Annotated in this window: 20 protein-coding genes and 1 pseudogene; 14 read left to right on the top strand and 7 right to left on the bottom strand. The window is 54.7% G+C overall.

All coding sequences use genetic code 11. The annotated features are described in order from the left end of the window. Positions 1–15 precede the first annotated feature (15 nt). Positions 16–1,164, bottom strand: coding sequence for an ROK family protein (locus tag ABKW30_RS08260; protein ID WP_348598983.1), 1,149 nt, complete (start codon positions 1,162–1,164; stop codon positions 16–18). Positions 1,165–1,485: 321 nt separating this feature from the next. On the opposite strand from ABKW30_RS08260, the gene ABKW30_RS08265 reads away from it, so the two are divergent. The 7 genes and pseudogenes from ABKW30_RS08265 to ABKW30_RS08295 all read left to right on the top strand — a co-directional run bounded on the left by ABKW30_RS08265 (position 1,486) and on the right by ABKW30_RS08295 (position 6,982). Further along, positions 1,486–2,502, top strand: coding sequence for a sugar ABC transporter substrate-binding protein (locus ABKW30_RS08265; RefSeq protein WP_348598984.1), 1,017 nt, complete (start codon positions 1,486–1,488; stop codon positions 2,500–2,502). A 188-nt stretch (positions 2,503–2,690) separates the two neighbouring features. Next, the gene (locus ABKW30_RS08270) at positions 2,691–3,776 is read left to right on the top strand and encodes an ABC transporter permease (RefSeq protein WP_348598222.1); all 1,086 of its coding nucleotides are present in this window, start codon (positions 2,691–2,693) and stop codon (positions 3,774–3,776) included. Then, a complete protein-coding gene (locus ABKW30_RS08275) occupies positions 3,776–4,564 on the top strand; it encodes an ATP-binding cassette domain-containing protein (RefSeq protein ID WP_348598223.1) in 789 nt (262 codons plus the stop codon). Before ABKW30_RS08270 ends, ABKW30_RS08275 begins: the two co-directional genes overlap by 1 nt. A gap of 111 nt (positions 4,565–4,675) precedes the next feature. Beyond that, the gene (locus ABKW30_RS08280) at positions 4,676–5,365 is read left to right on the top strand and encodes a D-lyxose/D-mannose family sugar isomerase (protein WP_348598225.1); all 690 of its coding nucleotides are present in this window, start codon (positions 4,676–4,678) and stop codon (positions 5,363–5,365) included. Continuing rightward, positions 5,353–6,012 (top strand): nucleoside/nucleotide kinase family protein, encoded by a 660-nt coding sequence (locus tag ABKW30_RS08285; RefSeq protein ID WP_348598227.1) that lies wholly within the window; start codon positions 5,353–5,355, stop codon positions 6,010–6,012. Before ABKW30_RS08280 ends, ABKW30_RS08285 begins: the two co-directional genes overlap by 13 nt. Positions 6,013–6,300: 288 nt before the next feature. Further along, the gene (locus ABKW30_RS08290) at positions 6,301–6,570 is read left to right on the top strand and encodes a type II toxin-antitoxin system prevent-host-death family antitoxin (protein WP_348598228.1); all 270 of its coding nucleotides are present in this window, start codon (positions 6,301–6,303) and stop codon (positions 6,568–6,570) included. Beyond that, positions 6,567–6,982: pseudogene (locus ABKW30_RS08295) on the top strand (hypothetical protein). The gene ABKW30_RS08290 and the pseudogene ABKW30_RS08295 overlap by 4 nt, the downstream one beginning before the upstream one ends. Before the next feature lie 74 nt (positions 6,983–7,056). Here the strand turns inward: ABKW30_RS08295 and ABKW30_RS08300 are convergent. The 3 genes from ABKW30_RS08300 to ABKW30_RS08310 all read right to left on the bottom strand — a co-directional run bounded on the left by ABKW30_RS08300 (position 7,057) and on the right by ABKW30_RS08310 (position 12,692). Continuing rightward, positions 7,057–7,857, bottom strand: a complete 801-nt coding sequence (locus ABKW30_RS08300; protein WP_348598230.1) for a hypothetical protein — start codon at positions 7,855–7,857, stop codon at positions 7,057–7,059. 187 nt (positions 7,858–8,044) lie between these two features. After that, positions 8,045–11,668, bottom strand: coding sequence for an autotransporter domain-containing protein (locus tag ABKW30_RS08305; protein WP_348598232.1), 3,624 nt, complete (start codon positions 11,666–11,668; stop codon positions 8,045–8,047). A 190-nt stretch (positions 11,669–11,858) separates the two neighbouring features. After that, positions 11,859–12,692, bottom strand: coding sequence for an IclR family transcriptional regulator (locus ABKW30_RS08310; protein ID WP_348598234.1), 834 nt, complete (start codon positions 12,690–12,692; stop codon positions 11,859–11,861). A 248-nt stretch (positions 12,693–12,940) separates the two neighbouring features. Between ABKW30_RS08310 and ABKW30_RS08315 the strand changes: the two genes are divergently transcribed. From ABKW30_RS08315 to ABKW30_RS08345, 7 genes are all read left to right on the top strand, one after another. Continuing rightward, positions 12,941–13,708, top strand: coding sequence for an SDR family oxidoreductase (locus ABKW30_RS08315; RefSeq protein ID WP_348598237.1), 768 nt, complete (start codon positions 12,941–12,943; stop codon positions 13,706–13,708). Next, a complete protein-coding gene (locus ABKW30_RS08320; RefSeq protein ID WP_348598239.1) occupies positions 13,705–14,634 on the top strand; it encodes a 2-dehydro-3-deoxygalactonokinase in 930 nt (309 codons plus the stop codon). Before ABKW30_RS08315 ends, ABKW30_RS08320 begins: the two co-directional genes overlap by 4 nt. Continuing rightward, positions 14,631–15,272: a 2-dehydro-3-deoxy-6-phosphogalactonate aldolase gene (locus ABKW30_RS08325; protein WP_348598242.1), complete on the top strand. Its 642-nt coding sequence runs from the start codon at positions 14,631–14,633 to the stop codon at positions 15,270–15,272. The genes ABKW30_RS08320 and ABKW30_RS08325 overlap by 4 nt, the downstream gene beginning before the upstream one ends. A 1-nt stretch (position 15,273) precedes the next feature. Beyond that, a complete protein-coding gene (locus ABKW30_RS08330; protein ID WP_348598244.1) occupies positions 15,274–16,149 on the top strand; it encodes an SMP-30/gluconolactonase/LRE family protein in 876 nt (291 codons plus the stop codon). 124 nt (positions 16,150–16,273) lie between these two features. Next, positions 16,274–16,777 (top strand): ferritin-like domain-containing protein, encoded by a 504-nt coding sequence (locus tag ABKW30_RS08335; protein ID WP_348598246.1) that lies wholly within the window; start codon positions 16,274–16,276, stop codon positions 16,775–16,777. Between the two features lie 370 nt (positions 16,778–17,147). Continuing rightward, complete coding sequence (locus ABKW30_RS08340) at positions 17,148–18,275, top strand: anhydro-N-acetylmuramic acid kinase (protein WP_348598985.1); 1,128 nt, start codon at positions 17,148–17,150, stop codon at positions 18,273–18,275. 134 nt (positions 18,276–18,409) lie between these two features. Then, positions 18,410–19,846 carry an ISNCY family transposase gene (locus ABKW30_RS08345; RefSeq protein ID WP_348598248.1) on the top strand — a complete coding sequence of 479 codons (1,437 nt, stop codon included), beginning with the start codon at positions 18,410–18,412 and terminating at the stop codon, positions 19,844–19,846. Between the two features lie 157 nt (positions 19,847–20,003). On the opposite strand, the gene ABKW30_RS08350 is transcribed toward ABKW30_RS08345, so the two are convergent. The 3 genes from ABKW30_RS08350 to ABKW30_RS08360 all read right to left on the bottom strand — a co-directional run bounded on the left by ABKW30_RS08350 (position 20,004) and on the right by ABKW30_RS08360 (position 23,341). After that, complete coding sequence (locus ABKW30_RS08350) at positions 20,004–20,711, bottom strand: FkbM family methyltransferase (RefSeq protein ID WP_348598986.1); 708 nt, start codon at positions 20,709–20,711, stop codon at positions 20,004–20,006. 145 nt (positions 20,712–20,856) lie between these two features. Continuing rightward, positions 20,857–22,827 carry an EAL domain-containing protein gene (locus tag ABKW30_RS08355; RefSeq protein WP_348598250.1) on the bottom strand — a complete coding sequence of 657 codons (1,971 nt, stop codon included), beginning with the start codon at positions 22,825–22,827 and terminating at the stop codon, positions 20,857–20,859. 7 nt (positions 22,828–22,834) lie between these two features. Next, positions 22,835–23,341 carry a molybdopterin-dependent oxidoreductase gene (locus ABKW30_RS08360; RefSeq protein WP_348598254.1) on the bottom strand — a complete coding sequence of 169 codons (507 nt, stop codon included), beginning with the start codon at positions 23,339–23,341 and terminating at the stop codon, positions 22,835–22,837. Positions 23,342–23,446: the final 105 nt, after the last annotated feature.

The following is a 23,446-nucleotide window of genomic DNA, read 5'->3' on the forward strand; positions in this document are numbered from 1 at the left end:
TGACGAGCACATAGATCAGTCGACTTTCCTGAAGAGTTTTTGGCCCAGAAGGAAGCGGTCGGCCAGAGGCAGGCTGGCGGCGCCGAGCGAGCGGGCGTGAATGCCGACAGTGCCGGCAAGGATTGAGGGTAGAGCCAGCCCTTCCAGTTTGAACGTGCTTATGTGCTTCTGCACAGCTTCGACCACACGGGCGCGGACGTCTTCCGGCATCCAGCCATCTATGATCGCGGCCTCGAAATCCACGACAGAGGCCGATGCGACAACTGCCTGCGCTATCGCCTTTCCAGCCGTGTTGATCCACTCGTCGAGTTCCGGCCCCATTGGACCCCAGTCGAAAGGCGATGCCCAGAGCGGGGACGGGTCGCGGCCAAGCGCCGTTACCACGCGCTCAAGCCCGGTAATGGATGCCATGTCGATTAACTGCCGTGCTTTGCCATCCGTGCCGGATACCGGCATGGAACCGAGCGCGCCCGCATTGCCCGTGCGTCCGGGATAGAGACTACCATTGATGACAATGCCGCCGCCGATAAACGAACCAATGTAGAAATAGACGAAATCGTTCAGGTCCTTGGTTTGGCCAAAGACCAGTTCCGCGCCACAGGCGGCACTCATATCGTTTTGCAGATAGGCCGGGAACTGACAAAGCTCCTGCACACGGGCACGGATATCGCAGTCCCGCCATTGATCGAGCACTTCCTGCGGCGCGCCGATCGTATCGGCCCATTTCCACAGCTCGAACGGCGCGGCAATGCCGATACCGGCTACTTTTTCGCGCTGCTTCGGCGTCAGTTCGGCAAGCATTTCCTTCATGCCATCCGCCGCGATGCGAAAGATTGGTTCCGGTGCGAGATAATCATAAGGGACATGCCGCATCGAGCGGATGCGGCCGACGAAATCAATCAGCACAAGGTCGGCGCTGCGCCGCCCGATCTTGAAACCGAAAAAGAACGCGCCTTCGGGATTCAACGCCATGGGGATCATCGGCTGGCCGATACGTCCGCGCAAAGGCTCTTCGCGGATCAACAGTTCATCGGCTTCAAGCATGCGCATGATGATGGAACTGGTCTGGGCCGAAAGCCCGCTCAAGCGTGCAATGGCGGTCTTGGCAAGACTGCCATGCTGCCGCAGCAGCGAGAGCACCACACGCTCATTGTGATCGCGCATGCCGCTCTGGTTCGTACCGTGATGATGCGATGGCCGCGCCGCAGCGCTTCGCTCCGATACCCGAATGCTCACCGAATTCCTCCCGATTTCAGCCCGACAATGAAGGGGGCATTGCCTCCTGTCAATATTAAATCACTGTGATTTATTAATGTTGACAGGTTGAGGCGAGTGGTATTTGCTTATGCGAGCACTTGGCCGGGAGGATAACTGTCCGAGGTGTTTGGAGAATTAACCAAGAGACCGGTTGAACATCGGCTCAACGCGGACGCGTATGTGCTTGCCGCGCTATAGGAGGAAAGTTGCATGGCTAAAAATCTGTATTTGAAATCCACTGTTTTCGGGGCTGCTGCGGTCGCTCTGGCTGCCTTTGCCGCGCCCGCCCAGGCCGCCGATGTCAGCGCCTGCCTGATCACCAAGACGGATACAAATCCGTTTTTCGTCAAGATGAAGGAAGGCGCCCAGGCCAAGGCAAAGGAACTCGGCGTTGAATTGAAGTCCTATGCGGGCAAGATCGATGGAGACAGCGAAAGCCAGGTTGCAGCCATCGAAACCTGCATTGCCGATGGCGCCAAGGGTATCCTGATCACCGCTTCCGATACGGCTGGTATCGTGTCTTCGGTCAAGCAGGCCCGCGATGCCGGTCTTCTGGTTATCGCTCTCGATACGCCGCTTGATCCGGTCGATGCTGCCGACGCGACTTTCGCAACGGATAATCTTCTGGCTGGTGAACTGGTTGGCAAGTGGGCCGCCGGTACGCTTGGCGACAAGGCCAAGGATGCAAAGATCGCTTTCCTCAACCTCACCCCGTCGCAGCCATCGGTCGACGTATTGCGCGATCAGGGCTTTATGAAGGGTTTCGGCATTGATGTTGCCGACATCAACAAGATTGGCGATGAGACAGACCCGCGTATCGTTGGCCATGACATTACCAACGGCAACGAAGAAGGCGGCCGCAAGGCAATGGAAAACCTTCTGCAGAAAGATCCGGGCATCAATGTCGTGCACACGATCAACGAGCCTGCCGCTGCCGGTGCCTATGAGGCGCTGAAGGCTGTCGGCAAGGAAAAGGACGTATTGCTCGTCTCCATTGATGGTGGCTGCCCGGGCGTCAAGAACGTCGAAGCCGGTGTTATCGGCGCAACATCGCAGCAGTACCCGCTGGCAATGGCTGCACTCGGCATCGAGGCGATCAAGAAGTTCGCTGACACTGGCGAAAAGCCCCAGCCGACCGAAGGCAAGACCTTCTTCGATACGGGCGTTTCGCTCGTCACTGACAAGCCGGTCGGCGGCGTTGAATCCATCAGCGTCAAGGACGGTCTGGCCAAGTGCTGGGGCTGATTTGAGCGGTCTTACCCTCCCCCTTGCGGGGAGGGGCGGAGCGTCGCGACGGGGAGGGGTTCTTCTAACTTTGTAGAGACCCTCCCGGCTGCTTCGCAGCTTCCCTCCCCGCAAGGGGGAGGGTTAACGTCGCGCCCAGTCTTTCGTTTCAAACAGAATTTGTTACCCTATTCTAGGGAGGTCACATTATGACAGACACAGAGCGAACGCCGCATAAAAGCCAGGAGTTCGAGAGCGTCCTGACGCAAAGCGCGTCGACCGTTGCCAGCTTCGACGGCGACAACAAGAGCACGCTGGAAAAGATACGCCATTTCCTGCATTCAAGCCCCGCCGCAGTTCCTCTCATTGTTCTGTTCCTGTCGCTGCTGATCTTCGCCGTCCTCGTCGGCTCGAAGTTTTTTACGCCTTTCGCCCTGACGCTGATCCTGCAGCAGGTGGCGATTGTCGGTATCGTTGGCGCGGCGCAAACCCTCGTCATCCTCACCGCGGGTATCGATCTTTCCGTCGGTGCCATCATGGTGCTGACCTCGGTGGTCATGGGCCAGTTCACCTTCCGCTATGGTTTGCCGGCAGAAGTTGCCATTGCATGCGGTCTGGCGCTCGGCGCTTTCTGTGGCTTCATCAATGGCGTGCTGGTTTCCTATGTGAAGCTGCCGCCTTTCATCGTGACGCTTGGGACATGGCAGATATTCCTCGCCACCACCTATATCTATTCCAACAATGAAACGATCCGCGCGCAGGAGATCGAGCAGAATGCTCCCCTGCTGCAATTCTTCGGCCAGAAGGTCAATCTTGGGGGAGGGGCGCTGTTCACCTATGGCGTTTTCGCCATGATCCTGCTCATCGCGCTTCTATGGTACGTGCTCAATTATACCGCATGGGGCCGTCATCTTTATGCAATTGGTGATGATCCCGAAGCGGCGCAGCTTTCCGGTGTCCGCACCAAGCGCGTATTGATCTCCGTCTATGTACTGGCGGGTCTCATATGCGGTCTGGCAGGCTGGGCGCAGATCGGCCGTAATGGTTCCGTTTCCCCGCAGATCGGCCAGTTTGCAAACATTGAGTCCATCACGGCTGTGGTCATCGGCGGCATGTCGCTGTTCGGCGGGCGCGGCTCCATTCTCGGCATGTTGTTTGGAGCGCTGATCGTCGGTGTCTTCTCCTTCGGTATGCGTATGTACGGCACGGATGTGCAGTGGACTTATATGATGATCGGCGTCCTGATCATTGCCGCTGTTGCAGTAGACCAGTGGATCAGAAAGGCGGCAAGCTGATGAGCACGACACAAACCGCAGCCCCGCTTTTGACCGCCCGCGGTCTCGTCAAGCGCTATGGCCGTGTTACGGCACTGGACCATGCGGACTTCGACCTTTACCCCGGCGAAGTGCTGGCGGTTATCGGCGATAACGGCGCAGGAAAATCCTCGCTGATCAAGGCGATTTCCGGTGCTGTCCATCCCGATGAAGGCGAGATCAAACTGGATGGCAAGGTCATCAATTTCCGCTCGCCGATGGAAGCGCGCGATGCGGGTATCGAGACGGTCTATCAGAACCTTGCCTTGTCTCCGGCGCTTTCGATTGCCGATAATATGTTTCTCGGCCGCGAACTCCGTAAACCCGGTATTGCCGGTAGTCTGTTCCGCATGCTCGATCGCAAGGCAATGGAAAAGATGGCGCGCGACAAGCTTACCGAGCTGGGCCTCATGACCATTCAGAATATCAGCCAGACAGTTGAAACGCTTTCGGGCGGTCAGCGTCAAGGTGTTGCCGTGGCACGAGCGGCGGCATTCGGTTCCAAGGTCATCATCATGGACGAGCCGACGGCAGCGCTCGGCGTCAAGGAATCGCGCCGCGTTCTCGAACTCATTCAGGACGTAAAAAAACGGGGCCTGCCGATTGTGCTGATCTCGCATAATATGCCACATGTTTTCGAAGTGGCAGACCGTATCCACATCCACCGGCTGGGAAAACGCCTTACCGTGATCGACCCGAAGGAATATACGATGTCGGATGCTGTCGCCTTTATGACCGGAGCGAAAACGCCTCCGGCGCAGGCAAACTGAGCGAGCAGAACTGGACGAAAAACTATCATGCCGATTATCTCTCCCCACAAGGGGGGAGATAATCTGGCCACGACCAATTAAACCATTGCAGTTACAAGGAAATTTTTGAGAATGAAGCGTTCCGAAATCAATGCGATCATCCGCGAGAGCGACAAGTTCATCCGCTCGTTCGGCTATGTCATGCCGCCGTTCGCCTACTGGTCGCCGGAAGAGTTGAAGGCCCGCACATCAAGCGATGCCAAGGCTATTCTCGATGCGCGTCTCGGCTGGGATATTACGGATTATGGTCAGGGCAAGTTCGATGAACTCGGGCTGTTTCTCTTCACCACCCGGAACGGCAATCAGGAAGACCTGAAAAAGGGCGGCGGCATGCTTTATGCCGAAAAGATCATGATCAGCCGCGAGAAGCAGCTGTCGCCCATGCATCGCCATATCGTCAAGGCTGAAGACATCATCAATCGTGGCGGCGGCACGCTGGTACTGGAGCTGTTCAATTCGAAGGAAGATGGCAGCGTTGACGAAACCACAGACGTTGAAGTTGCCACCGATGGCCGCATCGTGCGCCAGAAGGCCGGTGGTTTGCTGAAGCTGCAGCCGGGTGAAAGCGTCACACTTTTGCCGGGCAACTGGCATGCATTCTGGGGCGAACGCGGCGATGTGCTGATTGGCGAAGTATCGACAGTCAATGACGACTTGACCGACAATATCTTCCGCGAGCCGATTGGCCGTTTCTCCAATATCGAGGAAGATGAAGAGCCGCTGCATCTGCTCGTATCCGATTACGACAAATGGCTGGCCTGACCACTTTGGACAGAGAGCAGGACGTCGTGACCATCGATGAGCTGGTCGCGGCAATCCTAGCGCGCGCTGCCAACACAAAACGGCTTGTCGTGGCGCTTGCCGGCCCTCCGGGTGCCGGTAAATCCACCGTTGCCGCTTCTCTTTGCACTGCGATAAACGAGCGCGATCCGTCTGCGGCGGTCGTCGTGCCAATGGATGGCTTCCATCTCGACAATGCCATTCTCGATGCAAGGGATATGCGCAAGCGCAAAGGCTCTCCGCCCACCTTTGACTGCGCAGGTTTCGAAGTCATGCTGAAACGTTTGCGCGAGGGCAGTGAAGACATCGTCATCCCGCTCTTTGACCGCAAGCTTGATCTGGCACGGGCAGGGGCGGATATCGTCAAGGCCGATCAGCGGATACTTCTGGTGGAAGGCAACTATCTGTTGCTCGACCAATCGCCGTGGGATCGGCTGGAGCCCCTCTTTGATTTGACGGTGTTTCTTGATGTGGACCGTCTCGAACTGGAAAACCGGCTGGTGCAACGCTGGCTCGGCTTTGGCTATAATGTCGGCTCGGCGCAGGTGAGGGCGTTGTCGAACGATATGCCCAATGCCGATCTCGTGCTTGAACACTCGCGGCCTGCTGATTTCGTCCTCAAGAACTGAGGCCGGGGCTGCTTTGCTGAGCCGTGCTTCATAGCACTGTCCGGCAAATCGATGCGCGGGGCGCGTAAGCATGAATTTCAGGACTACTTTTCTGGCCATCAGTCTGTTGCTGGCGGCTTCGTCCAATGTTTGGCCGTTGAAGCCCAGGTTGGCAAACTGAGGATAGGACAAGGCCTCGCCAACGGGCGAGGGACTTTGCACTGTCTGCTGCTGCGACCTTGAAGTTGCAGCGTTTACGCAAGTGTAGCACTTCACAGCAAACACAGCAAACAATGGAAGGAAGTGACCATGCCTAGAGTTGGTGAATCTTATTCGACCAGTGATCTTTCCCGCAAGTCCGGCGATATTATTGCCGAAGCGCTTCGCCATCCCGTGACAATCACCCAGCGCAATAAACCCCGCCTCGTAATCCTCAACATCGAGGATTACGAGCGCCTTATGAGGCAATCAGATGCCAGATCTGTCGGAACACTTGAAACTATGTCTGGTAGCCTGCTAGCGGAATTCGAGGATGCCGTTGAGGTCTATGAGAACGAGGACGAGTCAATTCGGCCATGAGCTACGATCAGATCCAGACGGCGAGCATCATCCGCTTTACCCCTATCTCTGGGCGCATGAAGCCAGCCGCGGTGAAACCGAGGGCCGCAAGAACAGGCCGGTCGCGGTGGGCGTACGGCTTGCCCGACCCGACGGCGATCTGTTGATGGTCTTTCCGATCAGCACCAAGCAACCAGAATCGAGCCGGTTTGCGGCTGAGGTTCCCGCCATCGAAAAGCGGCGCGCCGGTCTCGATTCGGATATTCGTCTTTGGATTATTCTCGACGAGTTCAACACTGACATCATCGGGCGCTCCTTCTATTTGGAGCCAGTCCCTCCAATCGGCCGCTTCAGCAAGGCGTTTTTCCTGCCGCTGCTACGCGAATTCATCGCGAAGCGCCGATCGTTTACTGGGGTCAATCGGTTAAACTGAATTAGCTTCCCGATAGCAGCTCCGTTGCGCACGGTATTGCTGTTCGCGCGCATTCAGGAACAAGATTGATCCCGTCAGACCTTGTTGACCTTGAAGAAGGCCTGCTTGCCCTGCAGACCGGCAATATTTGCCGAATGACCCTCCTTGGTGCAGAAGGCAACAGCTTCAAGATACTGCATGGCCAAAGGTGCGGTTAGGGCGGGGTTGGGGCTTAGCAGAAATGGCACGGCCTTCCAGTTGTAGAAACTGATCGCCATCATGTTGTGCGTCTTGGGGATTAGTGTTTTCGGATCATCGAAGAGATTCTTGATGAAATTGAAAATGCCGATGGACTCCCTGCTTGGCGTCATCAGCGTGCCGGTTGTTATGCCGACCGGACCGGCAAATTGCTCGGTACCTTCAGATTCGTTCCAATAGGGTCCCTTGAAGATCGGCACGCCGATTTCACCATCGATGACCTGTGCCCAAGGCGCATTGCCGATGGACTCTCCCGTGGGGACGCGCTTGGCAGCTTCGCTGACGCTCTTGACCTTGAAGCCTTTCATCTTGACCGAAAGTACGCCGACACCGGCCGCTACGCCCAGCGTGCCGCCGAGGCCGTGGCCGCTGAAGGCCTGTTCCTCGCCGGTTTTCCGGTTGCGGATAGGCAGGGTTATCTTGCCGATGCTTACACCGAGCTTGGCGACAGGGGTACTAACGGACACACCATCTTCGCTGGCATCCAGGAGATTCCAGCCGGTTCGGCTTTTCTCGATGGAGGCTGCATATTGCGAACTTGCTTCGCGCTCCTGCAGGTATTTGTCCCGCTGTCTGTAAGCTTCTTGCATCAGGCCGGAGGAAGCAGCCGGTGAAAAACCGAAATCGGAAGGTCCCATGATCTCTCCTGTAATGTCAGATCTCAAGAATAGGTCTGGCAGGCGACAAATCTATGAAACACAACCTGCAATATATGTAAACCGCTAAGGCAGGTTGTAATGTATATCTATTGAGCCGGAATTATCCGGCTCCAAAAACACGAAAGCCCTCCCGTGTTGGGAGGGCTTTGCGTGGGTCTTTCAGGGGTTAGAACTTTACGGTCAAATCGGCTTTGACGGCATTGTCGCGTGTGTCGCCGGAGAACTGGCCGGTATAGGCGAGCCCAAGCGTTGTGCTCTTGCCGATGCCGACATCGAAGCCGGCTTCCACTGCAAAGGCGTTCTTGGCAATTGGCAGGCCTTCGATGGAGAAGGGTGCGCCGCCCGCAAAGGCCAGCTCACGTTCCGGCGTCACATCGCCGAAGGCGTGGTTCCAGCCGAGCATGCCGCGTGCCGTCAGTGTTGTGGTTTCGCTGAGCACGAACTGACGTGACAGACGAAGGCCGAGCGTTGTCGTCGTGACATCGCTGGAGCCCGACAGGCCGCTCAAGGCGCCATCGCCGCCATCTTCCTGGAAGCTGTCAGTTTTCAGATGGGTGTAGCGGGCAGCGGCAAAGGGTTCAAGCGCCGCATATTGCGTGTTGATCCTGTAGCCGAGTTCACCGAAGACCTGCACGGTTTTTGCATCATAGGATGCGTTCTGCCCGGTTTCGACACCGCCCAGAACCACATCGCGGTCCGTGTCGATCTCATGATGACCGAGGGTGGCACCAAGGCGCAGGCCGAGCGCATCCCACTGCGTACCGGCATAGACACCGACCTGATAGCTGTCGACATCGGCTTTCGCCCCGCCGCTGTGCAGCGAAGTATTGCCATAGCTTGCCAGAAGGCCGAAGCGCCATGTCTCGGCGATCACGCCGTCAAGACCGGTGACGAAGCCGCCGGTATCGCGGCTGTAGCCGGAGGCATTGCCGTCGCTGTCCCCATGAGCCCACGCACCATAGGCCTGCGCCCACAGAGCAGGGGCGAGATCAGCCGGAGCAGCAGCGGCAAATGCCTCGCTGCCGGAAGCCTTGCCATCCGGCCCATAGGCGAGCGGGTTGATTGTCGCCTGCGGGGTAACAGCCACGCCATCAAAGGCAACGCGCAGGCGCTCCGTTGCAGCCTGGCTGATGAAGTGGCCATCCTCAATCAGAACACCATCAAGCGTCGCATGGATTTCGCCGGTAAGCGATTGATATGTGCCGGTGAGACTGTCAAAGACAGTGCTGGTTTCAATCGTGTCATACAAGTTATTGCCGGCGCCGAGATCACTCACGGCTTTAGCAACAGCCCTTTGATTGTGTGTCTTGGCAAGGTCAACCAAGTCGAGTTCGTTACGTTTGATAGTAAGGTCAATCTTGGTTGGATCATAGGCAAGAGTGGTGTCGTAGAATATATAAGTAGGCACGACATCCTTAAACTCGCCGGTAATGCCACCCGTTGAAGTCACGATCGTGTAGGTCTTGTTGTTGAGTGCCGCACGCATTTGCGCCGCAGTGGCCTTATCCTCACCCTTGGCCTCTGGTGTCACCATGACGATGCCGCCGAGCAGGTTGGTCTTGCCATTGACGACAAGTTTGTCGGCTTCGCTGCCATTGACCTCAATATGCAGGACTGAATTGTTGTTGAACGTCACATCGCCATTTGATGTCAAAGTGCCAACGGAATTACCGGGAGCAACAGTACCGCCATTGTTGGCAGTGATGCCGCCAACGGAGCCGTCGCCGCCAAGTGTACCGGACTTGTTGATGACTGCCTTGGAAACAAGAGAACCATCCACCGCAAGCAATCCGCCATTGATGATCGTGTCACCCCGATAGGTGCTGTCGCCGGTAAGCCGCAGCGTGCCCGCACCGGATTTCGTCAACCCGCCAATGTAGTTGTTCGGGTCGATAAGTTTCTTGGTCAGCGTCGGAACAAGCGCTTCATAGGCGATGAATTCCTTCAGGGCTCCGGCAATGCGGTCGTCGGTGATCGTGCCGCGAATTGTTCCGGCACTTGCTTCGGGCGTATCCTTGAAATCCACGAATTGCGGCGCACGTGGAATGCTGGTGTTGGGCGCTGTTGCCACGAATGCATTCCACAGGGCAGTCGCAGCCGGGTCGGCCAGCATTTTCGCATCGGCGGCCTCGAAAGCGGCGTTGGCTGCTTCGTATTCTTCATCCGTCAAAGGTGGATTCTGCGGAAGCGCTACAATGTCGAGTTTCGCGTAGCGATCCCTTACCAGCTCGATTGCTGCCGGGAAATCTGAATCCGGAAAATCCGTTATCACCTGCTGGCGGATTTTTTCCTTGCTGGCTTCGGTAATTCCGCTTTCCCATCCTTCGGATATCTTCTTGGCCTCCCAGTCATCGATTGACTGCTGGTCCTCGACCTTACGCTGGTCAAGCGCGGCCTGAGAGATATCGTTTTTCCAGACTTCCTCATTAACGCCGCTATAGGCACCTGGCAGGTTGGCCTCGACACGGCTCAGGAACTGGCCCGGGCCATCCATCGCCTTGTCGAGATTGATCAGGCCCCAGCCAAAAACGTTATCGACACCGGCTTCGCCGAGATCGGTGGATGTTGTTTTGAGAATTTCGTTGACGTCGCCATTGGAGAGATAGGGGAAGCGCTGCTTGAGCACCATGAAGGCACCTGTCGCGGCCGGACCTGCCATGGAAGTACCGCTCAGTTTTTCATAGCCAGACGTGAGTTTGCTGTCATCAATTACGTCGCCGGGATTGAGGCCGGTAATATCGCCAACCGGCACACCGCTGTTGATATTACTGCCGGGGGCCGCCACGCAGTGATATTTGGAGTAACCGCAAATGCTGGAAAAGCCGCTTCTCGAATAACCGTCCGGATTTGCCGCATCTGCCACGACACTCATCGTTGTCAGCCAGTTTTTCTCCAGTTCCGGGCGGAAGGCTGCAAGGCCGGCAAACGCATCGGGTTCCAGCCCGCCATCATTACCGGCGGAGAATTCAACGACGATGCCGCTTTCAGCGGCTTTGATCGCACCGTTATAGGCACCACCTTCCGGCTTGCCGAGTATTTGCTCGATTTCCTGATATTGCCCGTATGCTTCCGCATAGGTCCAGGACGAACTTGAAAGGCCGATGCCCCAACTGTCGGTGATGATCGAAACGCCGCTATTGATCATCGCGTCCCATGCGGCACCGTAAACCGCACCGTCATTGCCCAACACGACACCGTCTTCCGGACCGGCGTCATAATTGCTGGCGGCGAAGATACTGGTATCGAAGGCGACCCCCATCATGCCTTTGCCGTCGCGGTTGGCAGCAGCGATACCGGCGACATGCGTGCCGTGGCTGGAAATGCCGCCATAACCATCAATAAATTGCCTGCCATCGGCAACGAAAGGATCACCGGCTTTCACGGGAATATAGGGGTCGGTGTAGAGGCGGGTGCCTTCGGTCTTGACGAATGTCATTTTGCCGTCGCCGGCAAATTCCGAGTGAGCGGCATAGACCGGCTGGTCGATGACGCCAAGCTTGGTATCTTCGCCGGTAAAGCCCATTGCATAGGCTGCATCGGCATTGAATGCTTTCAGGACATCATTGCCATTGTACTCGGCATCATCGCGCCAGCTCTTTTTTGCGGCTTCGAAATCATTGGTTCGCGTGCCGTCGGCATTGTAATATTTCGGCTGCTCCTGCGCGATTGCGCCTGCCGTTGCGGCGGTGAGCAGGATACTCGTGAAGACTGTTGTAACAAGATGTTTGCGGAACGTTTTGAGACGGTTTTTATGGGCGGAAATAGCCGCGCCCGAAACATAAAAAGACATACAAAATTCCTCCGATACTCAGATCACCTAAACCGAAAGTATTAGAAGATTGAAATTTATCGGCGGCTTTGGTCAAGCCAAGAATGGCCAATTGTGGAAACTTTGTGGTAACATTTTGATTTCAATGACAGAATTTTGACGAGCGATCACGTTTCGATCACGAAAAATTTTATTTAAAAATTACAAGTACTTAGCTGCGAGGTGATAATTGCGTTTTCATGTCTGACATGATCGCTGAGGCCGTATCACGGGTGATTCCAGCCCATGAAACAAGCATTTCAGGAGTCACACGGTAGGCGGGGCCGGTCACCGAAATGCTCGCGACGAACAATCTGTCCGTTGGAGACAGAATGGGCGCAGCGACGCAGGCAATGCCCATTTCATGCTCCTCCCTGTCATAAGCATTTCCGGTGTTTCGGATGGTGCCGATTTCCGCCAGAAGGGCATCGGCATCGGCAAGGGTGTTGGCGGTGTAGCGCCGGAACTCAATACGCTTGATGCGCTCGCGCAATTCATCGTCAGGAAGGCCGGAGAGGGCGGCTTTACCAACCCCCGTGCAGAAGGCAGGTGCCGTGTTGCCGATCTGGGAAACCATTCGGATGTTCTGGCGGCTTTCGATCTTGTCGAGATAGATCACCTCGACGTCGCGGAGTATGCCGAGATGCACTGTCTCACCTGTTGCCTCATGCAACTTCTGGATGTGAGGGGCGGCAACATTTCGGAATTCATTCCCCGCCCATGCCTTCGATGCAAATTGCAAAAGTCGCAATCCCAACCCGTAGGAGTTATCCCTGTTAACGGTAATAAACCCCTCTTCGATGAGGTTGGAAATTTGGCGGTGCAGTGTCCCGCGCGGCTGATCAGAATGTTGCAGCACATCGGTGAAACGAAGCGGCTCGGATGAGTTGGCTATGATGTCGAGGACGCTGATCGCTTTGCCAAGTGTGCCGGTTTCCTGCTTGCCTGACGACTTTCCTCCGGCGGCGAAAGTCATCTTGTCTGGCGATTTTGGCTTCTCGCTCATGGTTTCGCTGTTTTGACAGAGGTTCGAACCATTTTTACCCCGGTTTCGCGCCAAATTGGTGCAAAGTCGCAGAAAATCGCTGATTTTTGCAGCAAATTCGCAATCCTTGGTGGCAATTTGGTTGTGTGAGATTGAAACCGCTGAACATACTCATTTCCCTTGACTTCCAAAACTCTACGATGCTTATTCTATATAGTCAAACACCGTTCCGCATAATGGAACTATTATCGTTTTGCGAGATCTGCGCCATGATGCCCTCTGCTGTTTTCCCCGACCTGAAGAATCGTTCTGTTTTGATTACAGGCGGTGGTTCAGGCATTGGCGCCTCGCTGACAGAAGGCTTTGTTCGGCAGGGTTCGCGTGTTGCGTTTATCGATATCGCTGATGAGCCGTCCAATGCGCTGGTCGATCAGATGGAAAGCCAGTATGGAAATCGCCCGCTCTACATCAAAGCAGATCTCTCCGATATCACGGCACTGCGCGGAGCCGTATCTCAAGCTATTGAAAAGAATGGGTTAATTACCGTTCTTGTCAACAATGCTGCTTGGGATGACCGCCATGATATCGATGATGTAACGCCGGAATATTGGGACAGGAACCAGTCCATAAACCTGCGTCCGCAGTTCTTCGCCGCACAGGCCGTCGTGCCGGGTATGCGCCAGTCCGGTGGTGGTTCCATCGTCAATTTCACCTCGACATCCTTCATGATAAACCATGGCGAAATGCCGTCCTATACGGCCGCGAAAGCCGGAATCATCGGTCTTACCAAGGGGTTAGCGGGTAGACTCGGGCCGGAGAAAATACGCGTCAATGCCATTGCGCCGGGCTGGGTCATCACCGAACGTCAGCGCGAATTGTGGGTCTCCGGCGACCGGCTGAAAAACCATATTGAACGGCAGGTTTTGCGCGAGGAAATTAAACCCGGCGATATGGTTGGCCCTTGTCTTTTCCTGGCTTCCGATGCGGCCCGCATGTTGAGCGCCCAGACCCTTATCGTTGATGGAGGCTACCTGTGAGCCAGGCACCCGTATATGCCTTAAGTGATTGGGGAACCACGCGTTTCAGGCTTTGGCTTGTTGATGGTGCGGGAAATGTTCTTGGCGAAAGACGTGCCGATGACGGACTTGATGTTTCGCGCGTGAGGGGCTTTGCGTCTGTGCTTGAGGATCATCTTGCCAGCCTTGGCGCGCCGTCCAATCTGCCTGTTGTCATATGCGGTATGGCGGGTTCGCGTCAGGGATGGATCGAGGCCAATTACGTACAGGTCCCGGCCGATCTGAACGCCATTCTTTCAGGCACGGTAAAGCTGCCGGATATGGCGCGTGACGTTCGCATCATCCCCGGCCTTTGCCAGTCTGGTGACGCTCCGAACGTCATGCGCGGAGAAGAAACACAGTTGCTCGGTGCCATTCTGGACCGAAATTTATCCAATGGAATCATAGCGATGCCCGGAACCCACTCAAAATGGGTGGAATTGGAGCAGGGCAGGGCGAAGTCATTCGGCACCTATATGACCGGCGAGCTTTACGCCCTTGTCAGCCAGCAATCGATCCTGCGGCACTCCGTACAGGATGCAGCGGATCTGGCTTCTCCCGATCATCAGGAGTTCGTTGCCGCTCTCAAATCAATGCTGGCGGGAGGTTCGCTGCTGGGGCAGTTTTTCAGTATTCGTGCTGCCATGCTCCTGAACGATCTGACGCCGGAGGGAGCCGCTTCGAGGTTGTCCGGCCTGCTCATCGGAGCAGAGATCGCTGGCGCAAAAGCTATATCAAACAATAGGATAACACTGGTCGCGTCCGGCGCCATGGCCACGCTTTATGGCAAGGCGTTCGACATTGCCGGACTTGAATTCGATCTGGTCGATGCTGACGAAGCGGTGCGCAAAGGTCTCTTCGTTGCTGCTTCAGGAATCTGGCCAAATACCAAAGGAACTTCTTCATGACCCAGTCTTCCGCCTCATGGCCAAAACTTAAACGTGATCTCATTGCGATCCTGCGAGGCGTCCGTCCTGACGAGGTTCTGGCGATTGGGAAAGAGCTTGCCGTTGCCGGTATTGAGGTCATTGAGGTGCCGCTTAATTCGCCAGAACCGTTCCAATCCATTGAATTGCTTGCAAAAAACCTGCCAAAGCACATTCTCGTCGGCGCTGGAACAGTGCTCGATGCGGCCGATATTAAACGGCTTGGTGATGCCGGTGGCCGTCTTGTGATCAGCCCCAATGTCGATGCTTCCGTACTGGCTGCAGCAGCGGAAGCCGGGATGGTTTCAATGCCTGGCGTCTTCACGCCAACCGAAGCGTTGGCTGCTTTGAAGGGTGGCGCTTCCGGCCTGAAGTTCTTTCCGGCCAGTGTGTTGGGACCCGATGGCATCAAGGCCATAAGCGCCGTTTTGCCAAAGGGCACTGTTATTGGTGCTGTCGGTGGAGTGGATGAAAACGGCTTTGCTGCCTACGCAAAAGTCGGCGTCCGTACATTCGGGCTGGGCTCCAGCCTGTACAAAATTGGCGCGTCGGCAGCGGATGTCGCTGAACGGGCAAAGCTTACAGTTGCTGCATATGACCGGGTTTTCGGCGAAAATTGATATGAATCAGCCGAAAATCAGCGTTTTTCATGAGATTCCCTGCCAGTTGGGCGAAGGTCCGGGTTATGATCCGCTGACGAAAAATGCCTGGTGGTTTGATATAATCACTGGGCGGCTGTTCGAAAAACCTGTGGCTGGCGGTGATGTCGAAATACATCAGATCGGCCAGATGGCGAGTGCGCTTGCGGTTGTCGATGAGCAATATCAACTGATCGCTACGGAAACCGGCCTTGTTCTCCGCAACAGGCAAAACGGGCGGTTGGAGATGCATCAGCCCATTGAAGCTGATAATCCGCTGACCCGCTCCAACGATGCGCGTGTGCATCCTGCCGGAGCTTTCTGGGTTGGCACCATGGGCAAGAAAGCCGAGGAGGGCGCTGGGTCCATCTATTGGTATCGCAAAGGCGAATTGCGTAGACTATTCAGTGACATATCGATTACCAATTCTATCTGCTTCTCGCCTGATGGGCGCATTGCCTACTTCGCCGATACCGCCAGGAATATTATTTGGCGGGTCGATACGGATAGTGAAACCGGACTCCCGATTGGTGAGCCAACGGAATTTTATCGTCACCGGGAAAAGGGCGGTGTTGACGGCTCTGTGGTGGATGGCCACGGCAATCTGTGGAATGCCTGCTGGGGCCGTTCTGCCGTCGATGTCTATGCGCCATCCGGTAAACCTATTCACTCGATTACAATGCCCGTCAAACAGCCTTCCTGTCCTGCATTTGTGAGTGAGGATACTGCCAGCATGATAGTGACGACAGCCTATCATGATATGAGCGAGGCCTATCACAGGACTGATCCGGATGCGGGCAAAACCTACTTGCTGGAAATGTCTGGTAAAGGACGCTTTGATCCACCTGTGATATTGTAATACGGCTCTCAGGAACCATTATCGGGTACCTTCGTTATTTCCCTGTAACCAAATATCAGCGACTGCAAACGCACGCCAAGCAGCTGCGATTGGCTGTTCGCATCCATAATCAGGGAGAATGAAAATGGGATTTTTTTCCAAGGATATCAAGACGATGGATGATCTGTTCGTCCACACGCTTCGCGATATTTATTATGCTGAAAATCAGATCGTGAAGGCTTTGCCGGAGATGATCGACAAGGCGACGGATCAAGCTCTCAAGGATGGTTTTGAAAAACACCTTCAGGAAACGCATGTTCAGATTGAACGTCTTGAGCAGGTGTTTGCGCAACATGGCGTTGATGTCAGCGGGGTCAATTGCCCGGCGATAGATGGCATTCTCGAAGAGGCCGATGATGTGGCCGGCGAAGTCGATGATGACCGTGTTCTCGACGCCGCATTGATTGCCGCCGCGCAGGCTGTCGAGCACTATGAGATCACTCGCTATGGCACACTTGTCGCTTGGGCAAAGCAGCTTGGACGACCCGATTGCGCAGCCTTGCTTCAGCAAAATCTCGATGAAGAAATGAAAACCGACAAGGCTCTTTCCGGCATGGCAGAAAATCATATCAACGCTGCTGCGGCCTAGATTTTCAGAACAGTGTAGCCAACTTGCGAGTGGAGGGGGTGGCTACATATTTTGCCGCGTCGATTGGAGCGGTGACAGTAATTAATGAGGAAATACAATGGCCAAGAGGATTGAGGCCCAAAACGCAAAGCAAGGCCAGCGCGGCTATCCGGCTTGGTAGTGTTGACTGTTTCGCTTGGTCTGGCTGCACTTGTCTGGCTCGGCCTGGAAGTCTATGGTCAGTTTATGGCCCATGTTGGATAGTTACTGATCCGTAGCTTGCGGATCATGGCTGTGGCGCGGTAACAAGGCTTGTCGCAAAGCGATTTGGCATTTACCGCAAACTCTCAGGGGCGCAGTCAACAGCATGAACCAAGGGAAAACATCCGACATCAAGTCAAGCTGGGCAGTCGGTCTCATGACCGGGACCGTGCTGGATGGCTTCATCGACATCGCAATGATACGCAGTGATGGCGAGACGATTGACGAGTTCGGCCCTTGGGAATTTGCATCATATCCGAACGATATCCGTGCACTTCTGACACAGACGCTCGACGCAGCCCGGGAGTGGCAGTTCAAGGGGCCGGAACCGGAGATCTTTCGTAAAGCCGAGATTGCCCTTACCGAAGCGCAGTCGCTGGCCGTCAACCTCTTCCTTGAAAAGCATGGCTTTACATCTTCGGATATCGCCACTGTAGGCTTTCATGGCCAGACGGTTCTTCACGCAGCACCCAAGGGTGGCGCTCGCGGTTTCACGCGCCAGTTGGGCGATGGTGCAATCATGTCGAGGATCGTTGGGACGGACGTAGTATTTGATTTCCGTTCTGCGGACGTGGAGGCGGGCGGACAAGGCGCGCCGTTGTCAGCGATCTATCACAAGGCCATGTTGCAGAAGATTGGAGCTAGCGCAGACTACGCTATGCTCAATCTGGGAGGTGTGGCCAATATCACATGGTGCGGTGCCGACGACATGGTTGCCTTCGATACCGGACCAGCCAATGCTCCAGTCAACGACTGGATACGGGCGCGTACGGGAAAGGAAATGGACCGCGACGGCAAGATTGCTGCAAGCGGCTCGGTTGACGAAGAACGGTTGAGCAAGTTGCTTGCTCATCCATTTTTGAACGCACCATTTCCGAAATCACTGGATCGCTTCGATTTCCCGGCCTCTATGGTAGATGGCCTTGGGTTAGAGGACGGCGCTGCGACTTTGACTGCTTTCACCGCTGGTGCTGTAGGTAAAGCGCTTGATCTTTTACCCGGGCGGCCAACGAACATCGTTGTGTGTGGCGGTGGCCGAAAGAACCCGGTGATGATGAAGGAAATAGCAAAGCGCGCTGGTGTCAGGGTGACGATAGCTGACGATGTTGGCTTGCGCGGCGATGCCGTTGAAGCTGAGTGCTTCGCTTATCTTGCAATGCGTTCATTGAGAGAATTGCCACTTAGTTTCCCCCATACGACGGGCGTCGCCAAGCCACTGACTGGCGGCAGGATAGCCCGGCGCGCTGTGGCGAGTTAGTTCCATAAGACAGATTATGTGATCTTTAGGTGTAAGTGTATGTAAGCGCAAAGTTAAAATGTCCTGTTTCTGCAAAGTAGAAATGTCGCTGTGTCACCTTCTCGTTCATCGCAACGAGATTCGGGAAGCAGATTTTGGGATGGATTTTAATGAGCGAGCGCGAGCTGCATCGCATTGAAGTTTTGTCGGAAGTTGTTGAGCGTCGCCGCACACTTGCCTCGGCGGCGATTGTGCTGTCGCTGAGTGTTCGCCAGGTGCAAAGGATCGTTCGGACATTCTGTGTCGAAGGTGCGCCTGCGCTGCGTCATCGCAGCCGTGGCCGCCGGTCGAACAACCGCATCCATGACGGCGTGCGTGAACTGGCGCTGCAGCTGGTGCGCGAACGCTACGCGGACTTTGGCCCGACGCTGGCCGCCGAGAAGCTGGCTGAGCACGGATTTACGGTTTCGCGCGAGACGCTGCGCCAGTGGATGACGGACGCCGGCATCTGGTCATCACGCAAGAAGCGTCGTCTGCAGTTCCATCCGCCGCGGCTGCGGCGCGAGTGTTATGGCGAGCTGATCCAGATCGACGGCAGCGAGCATCGCTGGTTCGAGGACCGCGGTCCGCCGTGCACGCTGCTGGTGTTCATCGACGATGCCACCAGCCGCCTGCAGCAACTGCTGTTCGTCGCCTCGGAAAGCGCGTTCAGCTATTTCGATGCACTCGAACAGTATTTGACCCGTCATGGCCGGCCTGTTGCGTTTTATTCCGACAAGCATTCGGTGTTCCGGGTGGCGAAGAAAGATCCAGAGGGTGGTCAGGGCATGACGCAATTCGGCCGGGCGCTGTCTGAACTCAGCATCGAGATTCTCTGCGCCAATTCGAGCCAGGCCAAAGGCCGGGTCGAACGGGCGAACCGCACGCTGCAGGATCGTTTGGTCAAGGAGCTGCGGCTGGCGGGGATCTCGGACATGGCGGCCGGCAACCGGTTTCTTGACGGTTTTACCGAGCGTTACAATGCCAGATTTGCCACATCACCTGCCCGAGCCGACGATCTGCATCGTCCCCTGAACATCGACGTTCACCGGCTGCGCGATGTGCTGTGCAAACGTGAACAGCGTTATGTCGGGCGGCAACTGGCTTTTTCCTACGAGCGGCAGCGGGTGATCCTGGAGGCGAATGGGGTCAGCCGTGGGCTCGTCGGCAAATATGTCGACGTCTATGCCTTTGCCGACGGCCGTTTCGACGTCCGCTGGAAAGGAATGACCCTGCCCCACACGATCTTCGACAAGGAGCAGCGCGTGACCCATGCGGCCATTACCGAAAGCAAGCGGTTGAACGATGTGCTGGCCTTCATCAGGGAACGGCAGGATCAGCTGCCGCCGCCAAGAGTGAAGACCAACAGCGAGGTTATCGGCTATCAAAAACGTGGACGCAAACCGCCCGGACGAAAGGGCTGGGTCGATCAGATGGTCGAGCGACAAGCCGCTGAACGGGCCTCTGGCGCTCCATCAAACGCCGCCGCTCCGGGCTGCGATAGTAAGGTCTCCGCCCTGCCCGGCGACGCGCCTCGGCGCCTGTCAGGATGACATTTCTACTTTGCAGAACACGCGACATTTCTACTTGGTTGCAACATTTGAAATAGAACCCACAAACCCACATTGGTAGGTTCTGTTCAGAAGCGAGCCTTTGTAAACAGGCATCTACAAAGGCTTGCTTGTTCCAGCCTAACAATAAATACTTGGACTAAGACACTGCATTGAACACCTCAGGTTCGTACTCTCGCGCACCGCTCTCTCTCGAGAAAAGGACGCATGGTCCATACGAACCACGTGGATCATATGCGTAACCCTTGTCTGCCAGAGCCAATGTAATGTCGCGGACACCCGGCAGCCCATAGAGATGATCATGAAGCTCCAGAAAAACACGCTCGACACCAGGAAGTGCAGCCCCCTGAACAAGTTCCCGTTCAGCTCCCTCAATGTCCATGACAAGAACATTGATGTTTTGCTCAACGATGAAATCATCAATGTTCGTCGATCTCAGCAATATCTCTTCTTCATACGGGCCCTGATCACGGTCCATTGAAGACATCCAAAGATCTTGACGAATGTAGAATTTAAAGGTGCGTGGCTCGCCTGCGGCAAGTATCCCTTGGCTTAAAACTACATTGCGAAGTTCATTGGCCTCAACTACACGCTGTGCGAGGGTTGCAGTTAACGGATTTGCCTCGAACGACCATACGCGGACATCCTGAATTCTGGCGATAAGCGATGTAATTACTCCGAGGCCAGTCCCTAACTCCAGAACACGATCATTTCTTTTGATTGCCTTGAAAATCCAACGCGCCTCTTTCGCTTCATAACTCCCGCTGGCAAGGGCTCGCCAGATAGTAGGCGATACCTCTTTCGGGGTAAGAGGTATTTTAATTCCATGTACAGTAAACAAACCCAGACTCCATTGATCATTTTGCTTCTCAAGGAGCTATTCCCAGGAGCGCGAAGTTGTCCAGATCAATGGGCAAGATTGGCACTCTCCAGATGTCAGATTAATCAAATATACCTTGTAAATATTCTGCGTTGGGAAGAACAACCAATAATCAGGATGCACTGCTATTGATAAAATCAATCGGATTGTTTCCCTGCCGATTGTGCTCCAACTCGCTCGCCGGTAGTGGCATTCCAATCAAGTAGCCTTGCACCTGCTCACAACCAACCTGTCTTATACGTTCAAATTGCTCTTCGGTCTCTATACCTTCAGCTATTGTTGTCATTCCAAGGCTGCGCCCCACCCCTGTTACGAGTTTGACAATGGCATAGGCATCTTCACGAGAAGTCACATCGCGAATGAAAGAGCGGTCAATTTTTATCTTGTCGAAAGGAAATCCCTGAAGACTACCGAGCGATGAATACCCCGTCCCAAAATCGTCCATTGCTATTTGAATGCCAACAGCTTTTAGTTGGATCAAAGTCTCCAACGTCTGTTCATCCTTGTCCAATAGGACGGATTCGGTAATTTCAAGTTCAAGCCGGTCTGGGCTCAGTCCGCTCTGAGCGAGAATGGCAACAACACTCTTGATAAGGTCGCGACTTCGGAACTGCACAGAAGAAAGATTGACTGCCACTTTAAGTGATTTTGGCCAACTTGCGGCATCTATGCATGCGGTCCTAAGCACCCATTCCCCCAGCTCGTGGATAAACCCGATTCGCTCTGCAACCGGAACAAATTCCGAAGGGGGTACTTGTCCGCGTGTCGGATGGAACCAACGCAAAAGGGCTTCATAACCACATATCTCGCGCGTCGATGTGCTGGCTTGAGGCTGATAGAATACTTCCATTTCGCCGTTTTTCAGCGCTTGAAGAAGATCCGTCTCAAATGATTTTTTAAGGATCAAATTGGTTTGCATTTGCGACTGAAAAACGCAGGCATGTCCGGGGCCAAGGGCCTTGGCCTCATAGAGGGCGAGATCAGCGTGCTTGAAGAGCTCTTCTGTGTCTGGTTCCATTTCCGATATGGCAACGCCGATGCATGTACCAATCTTAATTTCACGCCCGTTTACATGGTAAGGAAAACTGACCTCATTCATTAATCGGTGAGCGAAATCGAAAGCCTGTTTGGCGGCCAAACCAGCGGTCAGAACAGCAAACTCATCACCGCCCAATCGACAGATAAGGCTGCCATTATGGCCTGCCTGTGTGAGCCTGTTTGCAACAGCTTGAAGGAGGCGATCCCCTACATCATGACCCAGCGTGTCGTTCACATCCTTGAACCCATCCAGATCGAGAAGAAGGATAACGGCTGATGGTCCCCCTGCCCTTGCGGACTTCAATCTCGCTTCCAGGTCCTGCCGGAACAGAATACGATTCGGCAGACCGGTAAGGGCATCATGGTGGGCGACATGCTCCAACCGATTGTTCTGAGTTTGCAATTCCTTTGATGTTTGACGGAGTTCATCCGTCAATCGTTGCGTCTTGCGGTGCGCACTATCCAACAAGTTGTTGTGACGAAGCAGCAAGACTACCAGTCCCATTCCACAAAATATCAGCCCGCCAGTAAGCCCAGTATAAATGAGATGGAGCTGTTGCAATTCTGCTTGAGCGGTCGCGATCAATGCAACGTCGAATTCGACCGAAGCAGACGCCAGGGCCGTCATTGATCCATCCAGGGCTGCCATTGACCGGAGCGTTGCCTTGAGTCCATTCGTATCCAGCGCGTCGAACCGCTGATCCAAGGTCTCCAGGACATTACGAAGTTTTACGATGAGTTCACTCCGTTGAATATCCCGTTGGATAAACTCTTCGAGATTACCCTGCTGGAGCAACTCCAGGCGACCCAGCATAATGTCAAGGCGCAGGCGAACCTCATCGCGATCAACGCCTTCCAAGCCGAGTGTATAAGCAGCCAAACGATGTTCTAGTCTCATATACTCGGACACTGTTTGACCAACTGCCCAAGAGTCATTGTAACGCGCGAATTTCTGTAAGGCGGTTTGGCGCTCAGCGATATCGTACGATATGTAGCCCGTCGCTAACATAAAGCAGCAGATGATAATCCCGAGAATCCGTCTCACGTTTGCTTTACTCGACTATCAGCTTGGCAACCTGCCACGCAGAGCGGGTGTAATATGTTTGTGTCTGGAGTTGTGGATCACTGTCGTAGGGATAAACAATAAATAATGGTCCCTTGTCCCGGACAGGCATATAATTGCCATTGCGCTTCATTGCGAGCACGACTTTGAACTTCTTGAAATCTTCCATGGGAATGGTTGTTACATAATCGTTCAAAGCTACGGCTGTAACTTTGGTGCCCGTAGCTCCTAATAGTTCCATGAGTTTATCAAATGGAACACCTTCGAAGCGCATCCGCGACTCGTACCAGGGGGTTGTCGTTTCAATAGTCTGCAGACCGATTCCTTCCAGCATAGCCCGATCGAATTCCGCACTCGATTCATTGTTTTTATTGGTAATATTCCCCGATACTACCAATATCGGCTTACCAGTAGGCTTTGGCAGAGAGCCCGCTCCAGCGCTTGAGACAGACAAGACCAACAAGGTTAGGAAAACAAACAACCTGCGCAAACTCATCGTACATCTCCATGGAAAACTAGAGTCATAAACCAAATTAATTAGGTCGGCATAAAAAAATGAACATAACTTCACATGATCTGCAGATCATATCTGATCGACCTT

Origin of the sequence: Phyllobacterium sp. SB3 (genome assembly GCF_040009165.1) — a bacterium.
GTDB lineage: Bacteria > Pseudomonadota > Alphaproteobacteria > Rhizobiales > Rhizobiaceae > Phyllobacterium.